Genomic DNA, 16,118 nt, shown 5'->3' with positions numbered 1-16,118 from the left:
TTATTCTTATACCAGCTCGCATGGTTCCCGTCACCGCGGCTTGACCTGCCGCAAAAGATGGCAGCCGATTGATTTTGCGGGGCGAACCAGCCAGAAGGGGCCATGTCCGAGATTTCCACCCGCGATGCGGCCCGCGACGGCGGCAATGCCAGGGACGCCGCCCGCGACAATGCCAGAGACAATGCCATGTCGGTGGCGGCGATCTCGTCGGAGCGGCCGGAGTCCGACGACAACGTCTGGACGCGCCGCCTGGTGCTGTTCCTCCGGGTGATGGCGCTGCTCTCGATCCTGAAGGGTCTCTATCACTGGGCGCAGGTCACGGGTTTTGTCGGCGGCGAGGACGAGGCGTTCGAGAACCAGTCGATGGCCTGGCAGGCCTCGACCATCTACTTCGCCGTCATCGAGCTCGTCGCTGCGGTTGGTCTGTGGCTGGCTACGCCCTGGGGCGCGGTGGTGTGGCTGACGACCGTGGTGTCGATGGCGGTGATCGAATTGATGTTCCCGGGAATCTACGGCGGCAGCCTGGTCGTGGTCGGCGTCGAGGTGTTCATGCTCGCCGCCTATCTCGCGCTCGCCTGGATGGCCGCACGCGAACGGCCGCCATAGCGGAAATCTCTCGTGCCCCGGACGCAATGCAGCGCGCCGCACTTGCGGCGCGATGCGTTGCAGAGCCGGGGCCCATCTCTCCGCGATCTCATTTGCGGCCCCTGGGTCCCGGATCTTCGCTGCGCTCGTCCGGGACACGAGAGCGGTTGTGGCCACTTGGTTGACCACTCGTTGCGTAAAATTCGACGTAACTTTTCGCTAACCAGCGCGCTCCGCCACAGCTCTTACGCGTGCGTTTCGAAACGGGGCGGGGCTGTTCTGGAATGCGACATCAGGTGCGGACGGAGGGTGAACAGGACCTTGCCAGGGTCAACAGAGGGTTGCGAAAAGCCCTTGTGGGACAGGCTTAATCCGCAATTCACTGTCTTAAATTCATGATCTCTTTATTCTCTTATTTAAGCCGATCTTCAAACGCCTCCCCTTAAGTTGCACCTATCAGACGGAGCACAAGTTTCGTCGAATGAGTGTCGATAAAAACGACAACAGGGGAAGTGTCATGATGAAAGCCGTCGCAACTGCGGCAGATACCGCAGAGCGCGTCTCCGGCCAGCAGGGTTCGGTGCAGTCGCTCTATCTGGAAGCTTTGACTCTGGTGGAGCGGCTGCATCGCCGGCTCCTCGACGTGATCAAGGACGAGTTCGATCGTCGTGGCCGCGCCGACATCAATTCCGTGCAGGCACTCCTGCTCTACAACATCGGCGACAAGGAGCTGACCGCGGGCGAACTGCGCACGCGCGGTTACTATCTCGGCTCCAACGTCTCGTACAATCTGAAGAAGCTCGTCGAGCTCGGCTTCCTCGACCATCAGCGTTCGCGCGTTGATCGCCGCTCAGTGCGCATCCGCCTGACGCCGCAGGGCCAGGAAATCCGCCGCATCGTCGATTCGCTCTACCAGAAGCACGTCAAGACGGTGGAGCAGGTCGGTGGCATCTCGGGCGAGGAGTTCTCCACGCTCAACAAGTCCCTGCACCGCCTCGAGCGGTTCTGGACCGACCAGATCCTGTATCGCCTCTGAGTTTTTTAGAGGGATAAGGCCAAGCCGGCCCGCAACAAGACCGGCAAGCCTCCCGAACGTGCCTCACTTCCCCAAGCGCGCCGGCCCGGAGTTGCCCCCGGACCGGTGCGTTTTGTCGTCTTCGCACCTGCGAAATAATTACCCAGGAGGGCGGAACCAGTTCCCCGCAGCGCAGTTGTCTCTCCGGATCGGAGGATGCGATGCTGGTCGAGCGCGGGCTTCAGGCAGGGAACGTCGAACTCGTGAGCGATGCGTATGCGATCGCCGCGAATTACCTCCGCCGCTCCGGCGCGATCCCCGACACGCTCGTCACCAACGAACGCCTGCTCGAGATCATCATAAAACTGCTCCAGCACGGCGAATTCAACAAGATCAGGCTCGCCAACAAGGCCATCGCCCGCTTCGAGGCGCAGTCCGAGGCTCGCGCGGTTGCCTGATCAGAACTCCGCAAATCCGGAAAAACCAGAGGGTGCCATGGAAGCCGCCATCGACCGCATCATGCAGACCTATGACCTGCTCGCCAACCGCACATCCGCGGCGAGCGCAGAGGCGCGGGCCAAGGTGACGAACTACCTTAATACCTTGATGGAAGCTGGCGAAAAGGACACCCACAGGTTGACGGTGTGCGGCCTGACCTATCTGCGTCAACTGGACGGCAGCGTCGATCCCGTGAAGGCGGGGTATACCGGGCTGTAAGGGATATCGGCTGCCTCGGGGCGGCCGTTTAGGGTCCAAAGCGGACCCTTTAGCGACAATCTGATCGGGGCGGTTCCTGAGAACCGTCCTCAAGCCAATTCCGCCAATCCCCCACCATATCTTGCATAAATATCAGGCCCGACCCGCAAACCCTTGGCCGGGGACGGGTGATGTGGTAGATCGCGCGTGCTTCCGATCGCCACACCAGACCCGCCCGTAGCCCGCCACAAGGCTGCGGCGGTGGAGATATTCGCAAGATGACATCAGCCAAAACCGCCTCCGCGCCCGATTCGTTTTTCAGCGCTTCGCTCGAGCAGGCCGACCCGGAAATCGCCGCCGCCATCAAGGGCGAGCTCGGCCGGCAGCGCCATGAGGTCGAGCTGATCGCCTCCGAGAACATCGTCAGCCGGGCCGTGCTGGAAGCGCAGGGTTCGGTGATGACGAATAAGTACGCAGAGGGTTATCCGGGCGCGCGCTATTACGGCGGTTGTGAGTGGGTCGACGTCGCCGAGAACCTCGCGATCGATCGCGCCAAGAAGCTGTTCGGCGCCAAATTCGCCAACGTGCAGCCGAACTCCGGCAGCCAGATGAACCAGGCGGTGTTTCTGGCGCTGCTCCAGCCCGGCGACACCTTCATGGGCCTCGACCTTGCGGCCGGCGGCCATCTCACCCACGGCTCGCCCGTCAACATGAGCGGCAAGTGGTTCAAGGCCGCGCACTACACCGTGCGCCGCGAGGACCAGATCATCGACATGGACGCGGTCGCCAAGCAGGCCGAGGAGGTCAAGCCGAAGCTGATCGTCGCCGGCGGCTCGGCCTATTCGCGCGCCTGGGATTTCAAGCGTTTTCGCGAGATTGCGGACAGCGTTGGTGCGTATCTTCTGGTCGACATGGCGCACTTTGCGGGCCTCGTTGCCGGCGGCGTGCATGCTTCGCCCGTACCGCATGCCCACATCACCACGACCACGACCCACAAGTCGCTGCGCGGTCCGCGCGGTGGCCTGATGCTGTGGAATGACGAGGCGCTGACCAAGAAGTTCAACTCGGCGATCTTCCCGGGCCTGCAGGGTGGCCCCCTGATGCATGTGATCGCGGCGAAGGCGGTCGCCTTCGGCGAGGCGCTGCGGCCGGACTTCAAGGTCTATGCCAGGAACGTGGTCGAGAACGCCAAGGCGCTGGCTGAGGCGATGAAGAGCCACGGGTTCGACATTGTCTCCAGCGGCACCGATAACCATCTGATGCTGGTTGACCTCCGGCCGAAGGGCCTGAAGGGGAACGCCTCGGAGAAGGCGCTGGTCCGCGCCGCCATCACCTGTAACAAGAACGGCATTCCCTTCGACCCCGAGTCGCCGTTCGTCACCTCCGGTATTCGTCTGGGCACGCCGGCGGCGACCACCCGCGGCTTCGGCGTGGCTGAATTCCAGCAGGTCGGCGGCATGATCGCCGAGGTCCTGAACGCGATCGCGCAATCCGACGACGGCAAGGCGCCGCTGGTGGAAGCCGCGATCAAGGAACGGGTCAAGGCGCTCACCGATCGGTTCCCGATCTATCAGTAAGGCCCAGCAAAACTGGTCAAGGTAAACGGATGCGCTGCCCGAACTGCAACAGTCTCGATACGCAGGTAAAGGACTCGCGTCCGACCGAGGATTCTGCCGTCATCCGCAGGCGGCGCGTGTGCGTCGCCTGCAATTTCCGCTTCACCACTTTCGAGCGCGTGCAGCTGCGCGAGCTCACCGTGATTAAGCGCAACGGCCGCCGCGTGCCGTTCGACCGCGACAAGCTGATGCGCTCGGTGTCGATCTCCTTGCGCAAGCGCCAGGTCGAGCCGGAGCGGGTGGAGAAGATGGTCTCCACCATCGTGCGTGAGCTCGAGACCGGCGGCGAAGCCGAGATCTCCTCCGAGGTGATCGGCGAGACCGTGATGGAGCATCTGCGCACGCTCGACGACGTCGCCTATGTGCGCTTCGCCTCGGTCTACCGCAATTTCCGCGAGGCCAAGGATTTCGCCGACGTGCTCGGCGAGCTCTCCGGTGAGGAGGAAGCGCGGCTTACAACGGTACGCAAATGATCTTCCGCATCCTGGAAGATCAGTTCGCCCAGAAAATCCGCGAGACCAAGGATTCCGATCGCCGCTTCATGCAGCTGGCGCTTGCGCTTGGCCGGCGCGGACAGGGGCGGACCTGGCCCAATCCGTCGGTGGGCGCAGTCATCGTCAAGGATGGCGTGATCGTCGGCCGCGGCTGGACGCAGCCCGGCGGGCGCCCGCATGGTGAGCCTGAAGCGCTGCGGCGGGCAGGCGAGGCGGCGCGCGGCGCGACGCTCTACGTCACGCTCGAGCCTTGCTCGCATTTCGGCAAGTCGCCGCCTTGCGCCGACGCGGTGATCGCTGCCGGCATCACGCGCGTGGTCGCCGCGATAGAGGATCCCAATCCGGACGTCGCAGGCCAGGGCCTTGCGCGTCTGCGCGCCGCCGGCATCACGGTGGATGTGGGTCTGTGCGCAGCAGAAGCCGCCTTCGACCATGCCGGGCATTTTCGCCGCATCAGGGACAAGCGTCCGCATGTGATCCTGAAACTCGCGGTCTCGCCCGACGGCAAGATCGGCGCTGCCGGAGGCAAGCCACTCGCGATCACCGGCGAGGCCGTGCGCAATCGCGTGCATCTCCTGCGCGCCTCGATCGATGCCATCATGGTCGGGATCGGCACGGTGCTGGCGGACGATCCGCAACTGAACTGCCGCCTGCCGGGCATGGAAGCGCGTTCTCCCGTGCGCGTCGTGCTCGACCAGAGCCTGCGCATCCCCGCATCGAGCCAACTCGTCCGCACCGCGCGCGAGACTCCGCTTTGGGTGGTGAGTTCTGAGCTCGCCGAGGCCGCGACCGCCACGCGGCTTGGTGCCGCCGGTGCGCAAATGTTGCGCATGCCGCCGGGAAGTGCATCCGGGCTCGATCTTCCAGCCGTGCTGCATGCACTGGCTGGGAAGGGCATCTCACGGCTGATGGTCGAGGGCGGCAGCCGCGTTGCGGCTTCGTTCGTGGCGGCCGACCTCGCCGACGAGATCTGGCTGTTCCGCGGCGCGGAAGAGGTGGGCGCCGGTGGCGTCGATGCGCTCGATGCAATACCCCTGTCGAAAATCACGCAGTCGCAGGCCTATAAGGTTCATGCTAGCGAGACATTCGACAGGGATACTCTCACCATATACGAGCGCGCTTAACATGTTCACCGGCATTGTCACCGATATCGGCGAGATCGTCGGCTTCACGCCGACGGCGCAGGGCCAGTTGCACCGGCTGCGCATCGCCTGCCGCTATGACCAGACCACCATCGCCGATGGCGCCTCGATCGCCTGCAACGGCGTCTGCCTGACAGTGGTCGCGTCCGGCGTCGCGGGCAGCAAAACCTGGTTCGATGTCGATGCCGCGGCCGAAACGCTCGCGCTGACGACGGCAAAGCACTGGAAGCTTGGCACGAAGCTCAACCTCGAGCGTGCGCTGAAGATCGGCGATGAGCTCGGCGGCCATATCGTCGCCGGCCATGCCGACGGTATCGCCACTATCGTCAGCCGCGAGGACCTGCCTGACATGGCGCGGTTCGAACTCTCGACCACGCGGGAGCTGGCGCGTTTCATCGCCACCAAGGGCTCGATCACGCTCGACGGCGTCTCATTGACGGTTAATACGGTGACGGACGTGATCTTTTCGGTCCTGATCATCCCGCATACGCTTGATGTCACGACGATCGGCGGCTGGAAGACGGGCGCCGAGGTTAATATCGAGGTCGATCTGATGGCCCGCTACGCGGCGCGGCTGACGGAAATGAAGTGACGGCCTCTTTGAACTTGGCTTGCCGGCTCGCGGCGACTACATAACGGCCGACCCAGAATAGACGGATTTAGACGATGGCAGACGCGCGGCGCGCACCCCTGAAGGACCAGACCGACATTTCCGGCGCGCGGGCGCTGATTGTCGAGGCGCGGTTCTATGACGACCTCCAGGACGCGCTTCTGGACGGCGCGGTGACTGAGCTGAAGGCGGCCGGCCTGGCGCATGACGTCATCACGGTTCCCGGCGCGCTGGAAATCCCGGCGGCGGTCGCCATCGCGATCGATGCCGCGGCGGCCAACGGCAAGCCCTATGACGCGGCGATTGCGCTCGGTTGCGTGATCCGCGGCGACACCATCCATTTCGAGATCGTCTCGCAGGAATCCTCGCGCGCGCTGATGGACCTCGCGGTGGCGCGAAAGCTGCCGCTCGGCAACGGCATCCTCACCGTCAACAACGAAGATCAGGCCTGGGCGCGGGCGCGCGCCAGCGAGCTGAACAAGGGCGGCGACGCCGCGCGTGCCGCGATCGCTATGCTGCGCATCAAACGCCGCCTGGCGCGGGCCTGAGCCATGGCTGACACCAAGAAACCGGCGGGACCTGCGGAGAAGAAAGCGAACCGGCGCGGTGCGGCGCGGCTCGCAGCTGTGCAGGCGCTGTACCAGATGGACATCGCCGGTGCCGGCATCAACGACATCTTTGCTGAGTTCGAGAGCCATTGGCTCGGCAACGAGGTCGAGGGCGACACGTATCTGCCGGCGGAAGCGGCGTTCTTCCGCGACGTCGTCTCCGGCGTCGTGCGCGACCAGAAGAAGCTCGATCCGCTGATCGACGAGGCGCTGTCGAAGGGCTGGCCGTTGAAGCGGATCGAGGCGATCCTGCGCGCCGTGCTGCGGGCAGGGGCCTACGAGTTGGAGCATCGCAAGGACGTGCCGGGCCGCGTGGTGGTCTCCGAATATGTCGACGTCGCCAATGCCTTCGTCGATCGCGAGGAGACCGGCATGGTCAACGCCGTGCTCGACCAGATCGGCCGCCAGTTTCGCGGTGACGAGTTCGGGCGGGGGTAGATGTCCGCGAGGGCGGTGAAGTGATGCGATGCGGCTGCCTCATATTCCGCCGTCATCACCCGCGAAGGCGGGTGATCCAGTACGCCGCGGCGGTTGTGCTTGAGCAGGGGCGGCGCGGCGTACTGGATCGCCCGGTCAAGCCGGGCGATGACAGCGGTGGGTGTGGCTGAATGGCAAACCCGCACAGTCCCTCCGCCGAAGACTCCCTCATCGCGCGCTATTTCAAGCCGCTGGCGACCGATCCCGGTGCGTTCGGGCTGGTCGATGACGCCGCGGTGCTGTCCTCGTCCGGCGACGACATTGTCGTCACCACCGACGCCGTCGTCGAGGGCGTGCATTATCTTGCCACCGACCCGCCCGACACCATCGCGCGAAAAGCGCTGCGGGTGAACCTGTCCGATCTCGCCGCCAAGGGCGCCGTGCCGGCCGGCTTCGTGCTGACGCTGGCACTGCGCAGCAAGGAGGATGCCTGGCTCAGGCCGTTCGCCGATGCGCTGGGCGAGGACGCAAAAACCTTCGGATGCCCGCTGCTCGGCGGCGACACGGTGTCGACGCCGGGACCGCAGATGATCTCGATCACCGCCTTCGGCCGCGTGCCGAAGGGGCGGATGGTTGGCCGCACCGGCGCGCGGCCGGGCGACCTTATCCTGGTGACGGGGACGATCGGCGATGCCGCGCTCGGCCTCGATGTGCTCACCGGCGGGACGGCCGCCGCGGCGCTCGCGTCCGATCCCGCTGCCAGGGACACTCTGGTCTCGCGTTATCGCATCCCGCAGCCGCGCAATGTGCTGGCGCAGGCCGTGCGCGAGCAAGCGACGGCCGCGATGGACGTCTCCGACGGGCTCGCCGGCGACCTGACGAAACTCTGTGCGGCGTCCGGCGTCTCGGCCACCGTCAATGCGGCGGGCATACCCCTCTCGGCCGTAGCGGTAGGCCTGATTGCGCGCAACGCCGTTTGCGTTGAGACGCTGCTTGCCGGCGGCGACGATTACGAGGTGCTGTGCACGGTGCCGCCCGCGCAAAGCGATGCGCTGATTGCTGCGGGGCAGGCGGCAGGTGTGGCCGTCACGGTCATCGGCACGATCGTCGCGGGCCATGAGCGGCCGCGCTTCCTGGATGGGCAGGGCCAGGAACTGGTCTTGAAGCGGCTGTCCTACAGCCATTTCTAGGAATTGCTCCAAACCGGCGGCCGAGCTCGCCGGATTGGCCTAAATACCTGCCGAGATCGGCTTTTTCGGCCTTATCCGGCGTTGCACCCTCAATTTGATTTTGGCAAGCTTGTGACCGACTAGGGCCGCCCCTTCGGGCAAGGGGCGGCCCTGTTCAACATAAAGGCGCCGCACCGCACGACGGAAAAACAAAAGGCGCCGGGGATACGTTCATCAAGGATCTGAGGCAAAAAATCACATGACAGCATTATGGTTGATTGTGCTCTGCGGAGTGCTTTCTATTGTCTACGCGATCTGGGCGACGTCTTCGGTATTGAGCGCGGATGCAGGGTCGCCGCGCATGCAGGAGATTGCAGCCGCGGTCGCTGAAGGCGCACAGGCTTATCTGCGGCGCCAGTACACCACGATCGGTATCGTCGGCATCGTCATCTTCGTCCTGCTCGTCTACTTCCTTGGTCTCTACGTCGCCATCGGCTTCTTGATCGGCGCCATCCTGTCGGGGGCGGCCGGCTTCATCGGCATGAACGTCTCGGTTCGCGCCAATGTGCGGACCGCCCAGGCTGCGACGACGTCGCTCGCCGGCGGCCTTGAGCTCGCCTTCAAGGCGGGCGCCATCACCGGCATGCTGGTGGCGGGTCTCGCGCTGTTAGGTGTGACCCTCTATTTCGGCTTCCTGGTCCACTCGCTGAAGCTCGCACCCGACAGCCGCACCGTCATCGACGCCATGGTGGCGCTCGGCTTCGGCGCCTCGCTGATCTCGATCTTCGCCCGTCTTGGCGGCGGCATCTTCACCAAGGGTGCGGATGTCGGCGGCGATCTCGTCGGCAAGGTCGAGGCGGGTATCCCGGAAGACGATCCGCGCAACCCCGCGACCATCGCAGACAACGTCGGTGACAACGTCGGCGACTGCGCCGGCATGGCCGCCGATCTGTTCGAGACCTACGCGGTGACCGCGGTCGCCACCATGGTGCTCGCGGCGATCTTCTTCGCCAAGACGCCGATCCTCTCCAACATGATGACGCTGCCGCTCGCGATCGGCGGCATCTGCATCATCACCTCGATCATCGGCACCTTCTTCGTCAAGCTCGGGCCGAGCCAGTCGATCATGGGCGCGCTCTACAAGGGACTGATCGCAACCGGCATCCTGTCGCTGGTCGGCATTGCCGGCGTGATCTACTCCCTGATCGGCTTCGGCAAGCTTGAGGGCGTCGAGTACACCGGCATGGCGCTGTTCGAATGCGGCGTGGTTGGTCTCGTCGTCACGGCGCTGATCATCTGGATCACCGAATACTACACCGGCACCGACTATCGCCCGGTGAAATCGATTGCGGCAGCGTCGGTGACCGGCCACGGCACCAACGTGATCCAGGGTCTGGCGATCTCGATGGAATCGACCGCGCTGCCTGCGATCGTGATCATCGCCGGCATCCTGGTCACCTACAGCCTGGCCGGCCTGTTCGGCATCGCGATCGCGACCGCCACCATGCTGGCGCTGGCCGGCATGGTCGTCGCGCTCGATGCCTTCGGTCCGGTGACGGACAACGCCGGCGGCATCGCCGAGATGGCGGGCCTGCCGAAGGAGGTGCGCAAATCGACCGACGCGCTCGACGCGGTCGGCAACACCACCAAGGCGGTGACCAAAGGCTACGCGATCGGCTCCGCCGGTCTCGGTGCCCTGGTGCTGTTCGCGGCCTACAACCAGGACCTCAAGTTCTTCGTTGCGGACGCCGCACACCATCCATACTTCGCCGGTGTCAATCCGGACTTCTCGCTCAACAACCCCTATGTGGTTGTTGGCCTGCTGTTCGGCGGTCTCTTGCCCTATCTGTTCGGTGCGATGGGCATGACGGCGGTGGGGCGTGCTGCCAGTGCGATCGTCGAAGAGGTGCGTCGTCAGTTCCGCGAGAAGCCGGGCATCATGCAGGGCACCGACAAGCCGGACTACGGCAAGGCGGTTGACCTGCTGACCAAGGCGGCGATCAAGGAGATGATCATCCCGTCGCTGCTTCCGGTGCTGTCGCCGATCGTCGTTTACTTCCTGATCTACGCGATCGCGGGCGGCGGCGTGGCCGGCAAGTCGGCGGCGTTCTCCGCCGTGGGGGCGATGTTGCTCGGCGTGATCGTGACGGGCTTGTTCGTCGCGATCTCCATGACCTCAGGCGGCGGCGCCTGGGACAACGCCAAGAAGTACATCGAGGATGGCCATTACGGCGGCAAGGGCAGTGATGCCCACAAGGCGGCGGTGACCGGCGACACCGTCGGTGATCCCTACAAGGACACGGCGGGCCCCGCGGTGAATCCGATGATCAAGATCACGAACATCGTGGCTCTGCTGCTGCTGGCGGTCCTCGCGCACTGAGTTGCGAGCAGAGGCTCAAGATAACCCCGCGGCGAAAGCCGCGGGCTTTTTTTGTCAGGGGCAGCGCCCGCCACCTTAGGTACCGCAGCAATCGGCGGATTACGCTGCGCTAATCCGCCGTACGAATCGTGGCCGTGCCGCTACTGCACATCCATCTGCAGCCCTTCCTTCTGGATGATGCCGGCGAACTTCTTCGTCTCGGCGTCCACGAAGTCGGCAAACTGCTGCGGGGTACCGTAGTCGGCGCGGGCGCCCATGGCGACGATCTGTTTTTTCATGTCGTCGCGCTCCAGCATCGCCTTGACCTGGAGATTGAGCGCCTCGAGCACGCCGTCGGGGGCGCCCTTGGGAAGGAACACGGAGAACCATGACGAGACGTCGAAGTTCGCCAGCTCCGGCGCGCTCTCGCGCATGGTCGGCAGGTCCTTCGCGAGGTCGCTGCGTTCGGTCGTGGTGACGCAGAGGCCGGTGAGGGTACCGTTCTGAACCTGCGGCAGGCTCGGATAGAGATTGTCGAACAGGATCTGGATGTCGCCGGCGAGCGCGGCCTGGAGCGCAGGCCCGGCGCCGCGGAACGGGATGTGCGTCATCTTCAGACCGGTGAGCTGCAGGAACCAGGCGCCGGTGAGGTGAGGGCTCTGGCCGACGCCGGACGAGGCATAGCTGAGCTTGTCCGGATTGGCCTTCAGATAGGCGATCAGCTCGGCGATCGATTTGATGCCGGTCTTCGGATGCGCCGACACGATGTTCGGGATCCGGATCATGTTGGTGACAGGCTGGAGCTGGTCCGGCTTGTAGGTGAGGTTCTTGAAGATGCTGTAGGCGATCGCGTTCGGCCCGGGATTGCCGATCAGGATGGTGTGTCCGTCAGGCTTTGAGCGGACGACCTCCGCCGTGCCGATCGTGCCGCCGCCGCCGGAGCGGTTTTCCACGACGGCCGACTGGCCCCAGGCGGTTTGCAGGTGAGCGGCGAGCAGCCGGCCCATGACGTCGGTCGAGCCGCCGGCGGCTGCCGGCACGATGACGCGGACGTTTTCGGTGGGCTTCCAGTCGGCGAGGCTCGATCGCGGCAGGATCGCTGCGGCGGAGAGGCCGGCAGCACCGGTGAGCACGCGGCGGCGGGACAACAAAGTTTTGGGCACGAATCCACTCCCTGCTTCTTGTTTTGCAGAGAGCGTATGGAACCCGGCGCGCAACGGCAAGTCGTACGCGACGGGAAGTGCAGCGCGGAGAGCGGCACGACGCCGCAGGCTGAAGGCTTAGTTAAAGCTGAGCAGCTTGAACAACGGCGCGAGGTAGCTCATCTCCTGACCCGACGTCGCCGTGGTCCGGCTGATGAAGTCGAAGATCTTGCCGTCCTGGAGGCCGTAATTCGCAAGCCGGCGCACGCGCCGGTTCTTGTCGAAGTAGACCGCGATGACGCGCTGATCGACCACCTTTTGATTCATGAAGGCGACCACGCGCTCCGAGCGCTGCGAGATGTAGTAAAACACTTCACCGTCGAGGGTCGCGACCGTGGAGGGCGTGCCCATCACGATCAGCACCTGGTCCTGGCTCGCGCCGATCGGAATCTGCTCCAGCGCGCCGGGCGGCAGGATGTAGCCCTTCTGGAATTGCTCGCCGGTGCAGCCCGCAAGGGCGCCGCCGACCAGAGCCACGGCCGCGAGCATGCGCAGGCCGCGCCAGCGTGCAGAAAGGCCGCGCTGCTTGTTGGCGCGCAGGCTGGTCCTAATCGTTATCGTCATAGCGGAACTGATTCCGTCCCCTTGCGTCGCGCGAGGCGCTGAAGTACCGGGCGGAGGCTCTGAATGCAAATCGCGCGCGCCCGCTTGCGGAAACCACAATGCTTTGGCCGTTCAATCACTTCAGGAAACCCCGGCTCGCCCCGGGCGGCACCATTGAAGCCATCTATGGCATGATCGTGACGCAGGCGCGAGAACCCATATTTTACCGCGACTTGGGCGTCCCGGATACGGTTAACGGGCGTTTCGACCTGTTGCTGCTGCATCTCTGGCTGCTGCTGCGCCGCCTGCGCACGGTTCAGGGCGCCACGGAGCTGTCGCAGGCGCTGTTCGACCGCTTCTGCGAGGACATGGACGACAATCTGCGCGAGATGGGGATCGGCGACCAGACAGTGCCGAAGCGGATGCGGGCCTTCGGCGAAGCCTTTTACGGCCGGGTCCAAGCCTACGACCAAGCCTACGACCAGGCCACGGAAGCCGGCGGCGAGGCGCTGGCGTCGGCGATCTGCAAGAATATCTTGAATGGGGCCGGGATGGACCAGGCACACCGGCTCGCGGCTTACGCCCGAGCCACGCAGGCCGATCTCGACCGGACCGATGAGGTTGCGCTGCTGTGCGCATCCTTCAAATTTCCCCCGGCGCTTCCCGAGGATGTCACGCCATGAGCCGACCAAACGCCGAAACCAAGCCCGATCCCTGGCGGGTCCCTGTGATCGTTGCGCAAATTCCCGACACCGGCCTGCATCGCAAGCTCGAGGCATCGGCCGCTGAGCGGCAGGCGATGGCCGAGCTCGCCGGCTTGCGCGAGGTCCTTTCCGCCCAGGCCGACTTCGAAATCGTGCCGAAAAGGGGCAACCGGCTCCAGGTCACGGGGCGGGTCCGTGCCCGGATCGGCCAGACCTGCGTGGTCACGCTCGATCCGATCGAGAATGAGATCGAGGAGGAGGTGGACCTGATATTCGCCCCCGAGGCCGAGGTGCGGCGCCTGGCCGACCTGATCGAGCAAGGCCGGGACGGCGAGGAGCCGCCGGAGGTCGCCGACCCGCCGGAGGCCATTATCAATGGCATCATCGACCTCGGCCGGCTCGCAACCGATGCCCTGTTCCTGGCGATCGATCCCTACCCGCGGAAGCCGGGGACTGTGTTCGAGGCGGAGGTTATAGCCCCCGACCCGGAGGACCATCCTTTCGCGGTGCTGAAGGCGCTTCAGGACAAGAAGAAAGGCGAGTAGCCGCCGATTCCCCGTGGCACCGCTTTGCTACGGGGCGCGAGGCGTCTGCGGGAGTGGTTTGAGAGCCCGATTTATCTATTTGATTTCTATGTATTTCCTGCTAGGTCCGCGCGTCCGTCGCCGGATCGCCCCGAATGCAAAAGGCTGGGGGCAAGAGGTTGTTTCGGGGTAGCAAAACGCTATTGTCGCGCCGGTCAGGGCGCGGCGTGGCGCCAGGCCGGTCGCCATGTGTCCATGGCGAAGCCATTCTGCGGCCCCGCTCGTTCAAGACCGCACCAGACCAGGTTTTCCAGGACTTTTATGCCAAGCAAGGTTCGCATTGCGCTTGACGCCATGGGGGGCGACGCCGGCGCCGCCGTGGTCATTCCGGGCGCCGCCATTTCGCTTGGCAGGCATCGCGACACCGAATTCCTGCTGGTCGGGGACCGCGCCAAGATCGAGCCCGAGCTCGATCGGTACCCCCAGCTCAAGGCAGCTTCGACGATCATCCATACGGACGTTGCCGTCAGCGGCTCGGACAAGCCGAGCCAAGCGCTGCGGCGTGGCCGCAAGACCTCCTCGATGTGGCTCGCCATTGATGCGGTGAAGCAGGGCGAGGCGCATGTTGCGGTCTCCGCCGGCAATACCGGTGCGCTGATGGCGATGTCGCGTTTCCACCTGCGCACGCTGCCGGGGATCGACCGCCCGGCGATCACAGGGATGTGGCCGACCAAGCGGGGCGAGTCCGTCGTGCTGGACCTTGGCGCCACCATCGGCGGCGATGCGCACCATCTGGTGTCGCTCGCGCTCATGGGCGCAGCGATGGCGAGCGTGCTGCTCGACAAGAAGCGACCCACGGTCGGCCTGCTCAATATCGGGACCGAGGAGATCAAGGGCCACGAGGAGATCCGCGACGCCGGTGAGATCCTGCGCGCGAGAAACCTGCCGGAGCTCGACTATATCGGCTTCGTAGAGGGCGACGGCATCGGCAAGGGTCTCGCCGACGTCATCGTCACCGAAGGTTATGCCGGCAACATCGCGCTCAAGGCTGCCGAGGGAACCGCGCGCCAGATGGCGGAGTTGCTCCGCGAGGGGATGCAGCGGAGCTGGCTCTCCAGGCTCGGCTATTTGTTCGCGCGCGGTGCCTTCCAGGCCCTGCGCAACAAGATGGACCCGAACAAGTCCAATGGCGGCGTATTCCTTGGATTGAACGGGATCGTGGTCAAGAGCCATGGCGGAACCGGCGCCGAAGGCTTTGCCTATGCGATCGATGTTGGTTATGAGATGGCTCACTACGATCTCCTGAACAAGATCAATCAGATGCTCAAGCGCGAGGGTGGTGCGCTCAATTCAGTGCAGCCCGCGCCGGAGGATGTTTCGTGACTCAAATTCGTTCGGTCGTGCTCGGCTGCGGCTCTTATCTGCCGGAGCAGGTGGTGACCAACGCCCAGTTGGCGGCACGTATCGATACGTCCGACGAGTGGATCGTGCAGCGCACCGGGATTCGCGAGCGGCATATCGCCGCCGAGGGCGAGTTCACCTCGCATTTGGCGATCAAGGCGGCGCAGGCAGCGCTCACCGATGCCGGCCTAGACGCGCAGTCGATCGAGCTGATCGTGCTGGCGACCTCGACACCTGACAACACCTTCCCCGCGACGGCTGTTGCCGTCCAGCACGCGCTTGGCATCAACCACGGCGCGGCCTTCGACCTGCAGGCGGTGTGCTCGGGCTTCGTGTTCGCGCTTGCCACGGCGGACAATTTCCTGCGCACCGGCGCCTACAAGCGCGCACTGGTGATCGGTGCGGAGACCTTCTCGCGCATCCTCGACTGGAACGACCGTGGCACCTGTGTGCTGTTCGGCGACGGTGCCGGCGCGGTGGTGCTGGAGGCGCAGGAGCAGCTGGGCAATGCCGCGACCGACCGCGGCATCGTCACCACGCACTTGCGTTCCGACGGCCGCCACAAGGCAAAACTGTTCGTCGACGGCGGGCCGTCCTCGACCCAAACCGTTGGCCATCTGCGCATGGAGGGTCGCGAGGTCTTCAAGCACGCGGTCGGCATGATCACCGACGTGATCGTCGATGCCTTCGAGGCCACCGGGCTCAATGCCGACAGCATCAACTGGTTCGTGCCGCACCAGGCCAACAAGCGAATCATCGACGCCTCCGCCCACAAGCTCCACATCGCGCCGGAGAAGGTCGTGCTGACGGTCGACCGTCACGGCAACACCTCGGCGGCCTCGATCCCGCTGGCGCTGTCGGTGGCGCGCAGGGACGGCCGCATCAAGCGCGGCGACATGGTTTTGCTGGAGGCGATGGGCGGCGGCTTCACCTGGGGCTCCGCGCTCGTGCGCTGGTAAGGCCACAGTCGATAAAATTTTGCCCGAATCAGCGCGGATTATCGATGCGTCTGCATTGATGAGCGCTGTTGACC

General features: G+C 64.7%; 18 protein-coding genes. 16 read left to right on the top strand and 2 right to left on the bottom strand.

All coding sequences use genetic code 11. From position 1 onward, the window contains the following. Positions 1-102 precede the first annotated feature (102 nt). The 12 genes from IVB29_RS10120 to IVB29_RS10065 all read left to right on the top strand — a co-directional run bounded on the left by IVB29_RS10120 (position 103) and on the right by IVB29_RS10065 (position 10,732). Entirely contained in the window at positions 103-606 is a 504-nt protein-coding gene (locus IVB29_RS10120) for a DUF6163 family protein (RefSeq protein WP_247503245.1), read from the top strand. A gap of 496 nt (positions 607-1,102) precedes the next feature. After that, entirely contained in the window at positions 1,103-1,621 is a 519-nt protein-coding gene (locus tag IVB29_RS10115) for a MarR family winged helix-turn-helix transcriptional regulator (protein WP_092029981.1), read from the top strand. Between the two features lie 200 nt (positions 1,622-1,821). Beyond that, positions 1,822-2,058, top strand: coding sequence for a hypothetical protein (locus IVB29_RS10110; RefSeq protein WP_247503244.1), 237 nt, complete (start codon positions 1,822-1,824; stop codon positions 2,056-2,058). Positions 2,059-2,095: 37 nt separating this feature from the next. Beyond that, positions 2,096-2,317 carry a hypothetical protein gene (locus tag IVB29_RS10105; protein ID WP_008131709.1) on the top strand — a complete coding sequence of 74 codons (222 nt, stop codon included), beginning with the start codon at positions 2,096-2,098 and terminating at the stop codon, positions 2,315-2,317. 257 nt (positions 2,318-2,574) lie between these two features. Beyond that, entirely contained in the window at positions 2,575-3,873 is a 1,299-nt protein-coding gene (gene glyA / locus IVB29_RS10100) for a serine hydroxymethyltransferase (protein WP_247503243.1), read from the top strand. Between the two features lie 29 nt (positions 3,874-3,902). Beyond that, on the top strand, positions 3,903-4,385 hold the full coding sequence (nrdR, locus tag IVB29_RS10095) for a transcriptional regulator NrdR (RefSeq protein ID WP_247503242.1): 483 nt from the start codon (positions 3,903-3,905) through the stop codon (positions 4,383-4,385). After that, positions 4,382-5,530, top strand: a complete 1,149-nt coding sequence (gene ribD, locus IVB29_RS10090; RefSeq protein ID WP_247503241.1) for a bifunctional diaminohydroxyphosphoribosylaminopyrimidine deaminase/5-amino-6-(5-phosphoribosylamino)uracil reductase RibD — start codon at positions 4,382-4,384, stop codon at positions 5,528-5,530. The genes nrdR and ribD overlap by 4 nt, the downstream gene beginning before the upstream one ends. 1 nt (position 5,531) lies before the next feature. Next, positions 5,532-6,140 (top strand): riboflavin synthase, encoded by a 609-nt coding sequence (locus tag IVB29_RS10085; RefSeq protein ID WP_247503240.1) that lies wholly within the window; start codon positions 5,532-5,534, stop codon positions 6,138-6,140. Positions 6,141-6,214: 74 nt separating this feature from the next. After that, entirely contained in the window at positions 6,215-6,706 is a 492-nt protein-coding gene (gene ribH, locus IVB29_RS10080; protein WP_247503239.1) for a 6,7-dimethyl-8-ribityllumazine synthase, read from the top strand. Positions 6,707-6,709: 3 nt separating this feature from the next. After that, positions 6,710-7,204: a transcription antitermination factor NusB gene (nusB, locus tag IVB29_RS10075; RefSeq protein ID WP_247503238.1), complete on the top strand. Its 495-nt coding sequence runs from the start codon at positions 6,710-6,712 to the stop codon at positions 7,202-7,204. A gap of 170 nt (positions 7,205-7,374) precedes the next feature. After that, on the top strand, positions 7,375-8,373 hold the full coding sequence (gene thiL, locus IVB29_RS10070; protein WP_247503237.1) for a thiamine-phosphate kinase: 999 nt from the start codon (positions 7,375-7,377) through the stop codon (positions 8,371-8,373). A gap of 238 nt (positions 8,374-8,611) precedes the next feature. Continuing rightward, on the top strand, positions 8,612-10,732 hold the full coding sequence (locus tag IVB29_RS10065; protein ID WP_247503236.1) for a sodium-translocating pyrophosphatase: 2,121 nt from the start codon (positions 8,612-8,614) through the stop codon (positions 10,730-10,732). Between the two features lie 140 nt (positions 10,733-10,872). On the opposite strand, the gene IVB29_RS10060 is transcribed toward IVB29_RS10065, so the two are convergent. Both IVB29_RS10060 and IVB29_RS10055 read right to left on the bottom strand, forming a co-directional pair. Beyond that, a complete protein-coding gene (locus IVB29_RS10060) occupies positions 10,873-11,874 on the bottom strand; it encodes a tripartite tricarboxylate transporter substrate binding protein (RefSeq protein WP_247503235.1) in 1,002 nt (333 codons plus the stop codon). A 117-nt stretch (positions 11,875-11,991) separates the two neighbouring features. Further along, positions 11,992-12,477, bottom strand: coding sequence for an outer membrane protein assembly factor BamE (locus IVB29_RS10055; RefSeq protein WP_129272159.1), 486 nt, complete (start codon positions 12,475-12,477; stop codon positions 11,992-11,994). Between the two features lie 98 nt (positions 12,478-12,575). On the opposite strand from IVB29_RS10055, the gene IVB29_RS10050 reads away from it, so the two are divergent. The 4 genes from IVB29_RS10050 to IVB29_RS10035 all read left to right on the top strand — a co-directional run bounded on the left by IVB29_RS10050 (position 12,576) and on the right by IVB29_RS10035 (position 16,044). Beyond that, positions 12,576-13,139, top strand: coding sequence for a ubiquinol-cytochrome C chaperone family protein (locus IVB29_RS10050; RefSeq protein ID WP_247503234.1), 564 nt, complete (start codon positions 12,576-12,578; stop codon positions 13,137-13,139). Then, positions 13,136-13,705: a DUF177 domain-containing protein gene (locus IVB29_RS10045; RefSeq protein WP_247503233.1), complete on the top strand. Its 570-nt coding sequence runs from the start codon at positions 13,136-13,138 to the stop codon at positions 13,703-13,705. Before IVB29_RS10050 ends, IVB29_RS10045 begins: the two co-directional genes overlap by 4 nt. 300 nt (positions 13,706-14,005) lie before the next feature. Next, positions 14,006-15,067: a phosphate acyltransferase PlsX gene (gene plsX, locus IVB29_RS10040; protein WP_247503232.1), complete on the top strand. Its 1,062-nt coding sequence runs from the start codon at positions 14,006-14,008 to the stop codon at positions 15,065-15,067. Further along, complete coding sequence (locus IVB29_RS10035; protein WP_247503231.1) at positions 15,064-16,044, top strand: beta-ketoacyl-ACP synthase III; 981 nt, start codon at positions 15,064-15,066, stop codon at positions 16,042-16,044. Before plsX ends, IVB29_RS10035 begins: the two co-directional genes overlap by 4 nt. Positions 16,045-16,118 lie beyond the last annotated feature (74 nt).

This window comes from Bradyrhizobium sp. 1 (assembly GCF_023073315.1).
Classification (GTDB): domain Bacteria; phylum Pseudomonadota; class Alphaproteobacteria; order Rhizobiales; family Xanthobacteraceae; genus Bradyrhizobium.
Note: the sequence above shows the minus strand (reverse complement) of the source record. Positions and strands in the feature narration are given on the sequence as shown.

Excerpts from the sequence above, each read along its gene's own strand:
- IVB29_RS10120 (WP_247503245.1), top strand. The coding sequence starts at position 103 with ATGTCCGAGATTTCCACCCGCGATGCGGCCCGCGACGGCGGCAATGCC.
- IVB29_RS10115 (WP_092029981.1), top strand. The coding sequence starts at position 1,103 with ATGATGAAAGCCGTCGCAACTGCGGCAGATACCGCAGAGCGCGTCTCC.
- IVB29_RS10110 (WP_247503244.1), top strand. The coding sequence starts at position 1,822 with ATGCTGGTCGAGCGCGGGCTTCAGGCAGGGAACGTCGAACTCGTGAGC.
- IVB29_RS10105 (WP_008131709.1), top strand. The coding sequence starts at position 2,096 with ATGGAAGCCGCCATCGACCGCATCATGCAGACCTATGACCTGCTCGCC.
- glyA (WP_247503243.1), top strand. The coding sequence starts at position 2,575 with ATGACATCAGCCAAAACCGCCTCCGCGCCCGATTCGTTTTTCAGCGCT.
- nrdR (WP_247503242.1), top strand. The coding sequence starts at position 3,903 with ATGCGCTGCCCGAACTGCAACAGTCTCGATACGCAGGTAAAGGACTCG.
- ribD (WP_247503241.1), top strand. The coding sequence starts at position 4,382 with ATGATCTTCCGCATCCTGGAAGATCAGTTCGCCCAGAAAATCCGCGAG.
- IVB29_RS10085 (WP_247503240.1), top strand. The coding sequence starts at position 5,532 with ATGTTCACCGGCATTGTCACCGATATCGGCGAGATCGTCGGCTTCACG.
- ribH (WP_247503239.1), top strand. The coding sequence starts at position 6,215 with ATGGCAGACGCGCGGCGCGCACCCCTGAAGGACCAGACCGACATTTCC.
- nusB (WP_247503238.1), top strand. The coding sequence starts at position 6,710 with ATGGCTGACACCAAGAAACCGGCGGGACCTGCGGAGAAGAAAGCGAAC.
- thiL (WP_247503237.1), top strand. The coding sequence starts at position 7,375 with ATGGCAAACCCGCACAGTCCCTCCGCCGAAGACTCCCTCATCGCGCGC.
- IVB29_RS10065 (WP_247503236.1), top strand. The coding sequence starts at position 8,612 with ATGACAGCATTATGGTTGATTGTGCTCTGCGGAGTGCTTTCTATTGTC.
- IVB29_RS10055 (WP_129272159.1), bottom strand. The coding sequence starts at position 12,477 with ATGACGATAACGATTAGGACCAGCCTGCGCGCCAACAAGCAGCGCGGC.
- IVB29_RS10050 (WP_247503234.1), top strand. The coding sequence starts at position 12,576 with ATGCTTTGGCCGTTCAATCACTTCAGGAAACCCCGGCTCGCCCCGGGC.
- IVB29_RS10045 (WP_247503233.1), top strand. The coding sequence starts at position 13,136 with ATGAGCCGACCAAACGCCGAAACCAAGCCCGATCCCTGGCGGGTCCCT.
- plsX (WP_247503232.1), top strand. The coding sequence starts at position 14,006 with ATGCCAAGCAAGGTTCGCATTGCGCTTGACGCCATGGGGGGCGACGCC.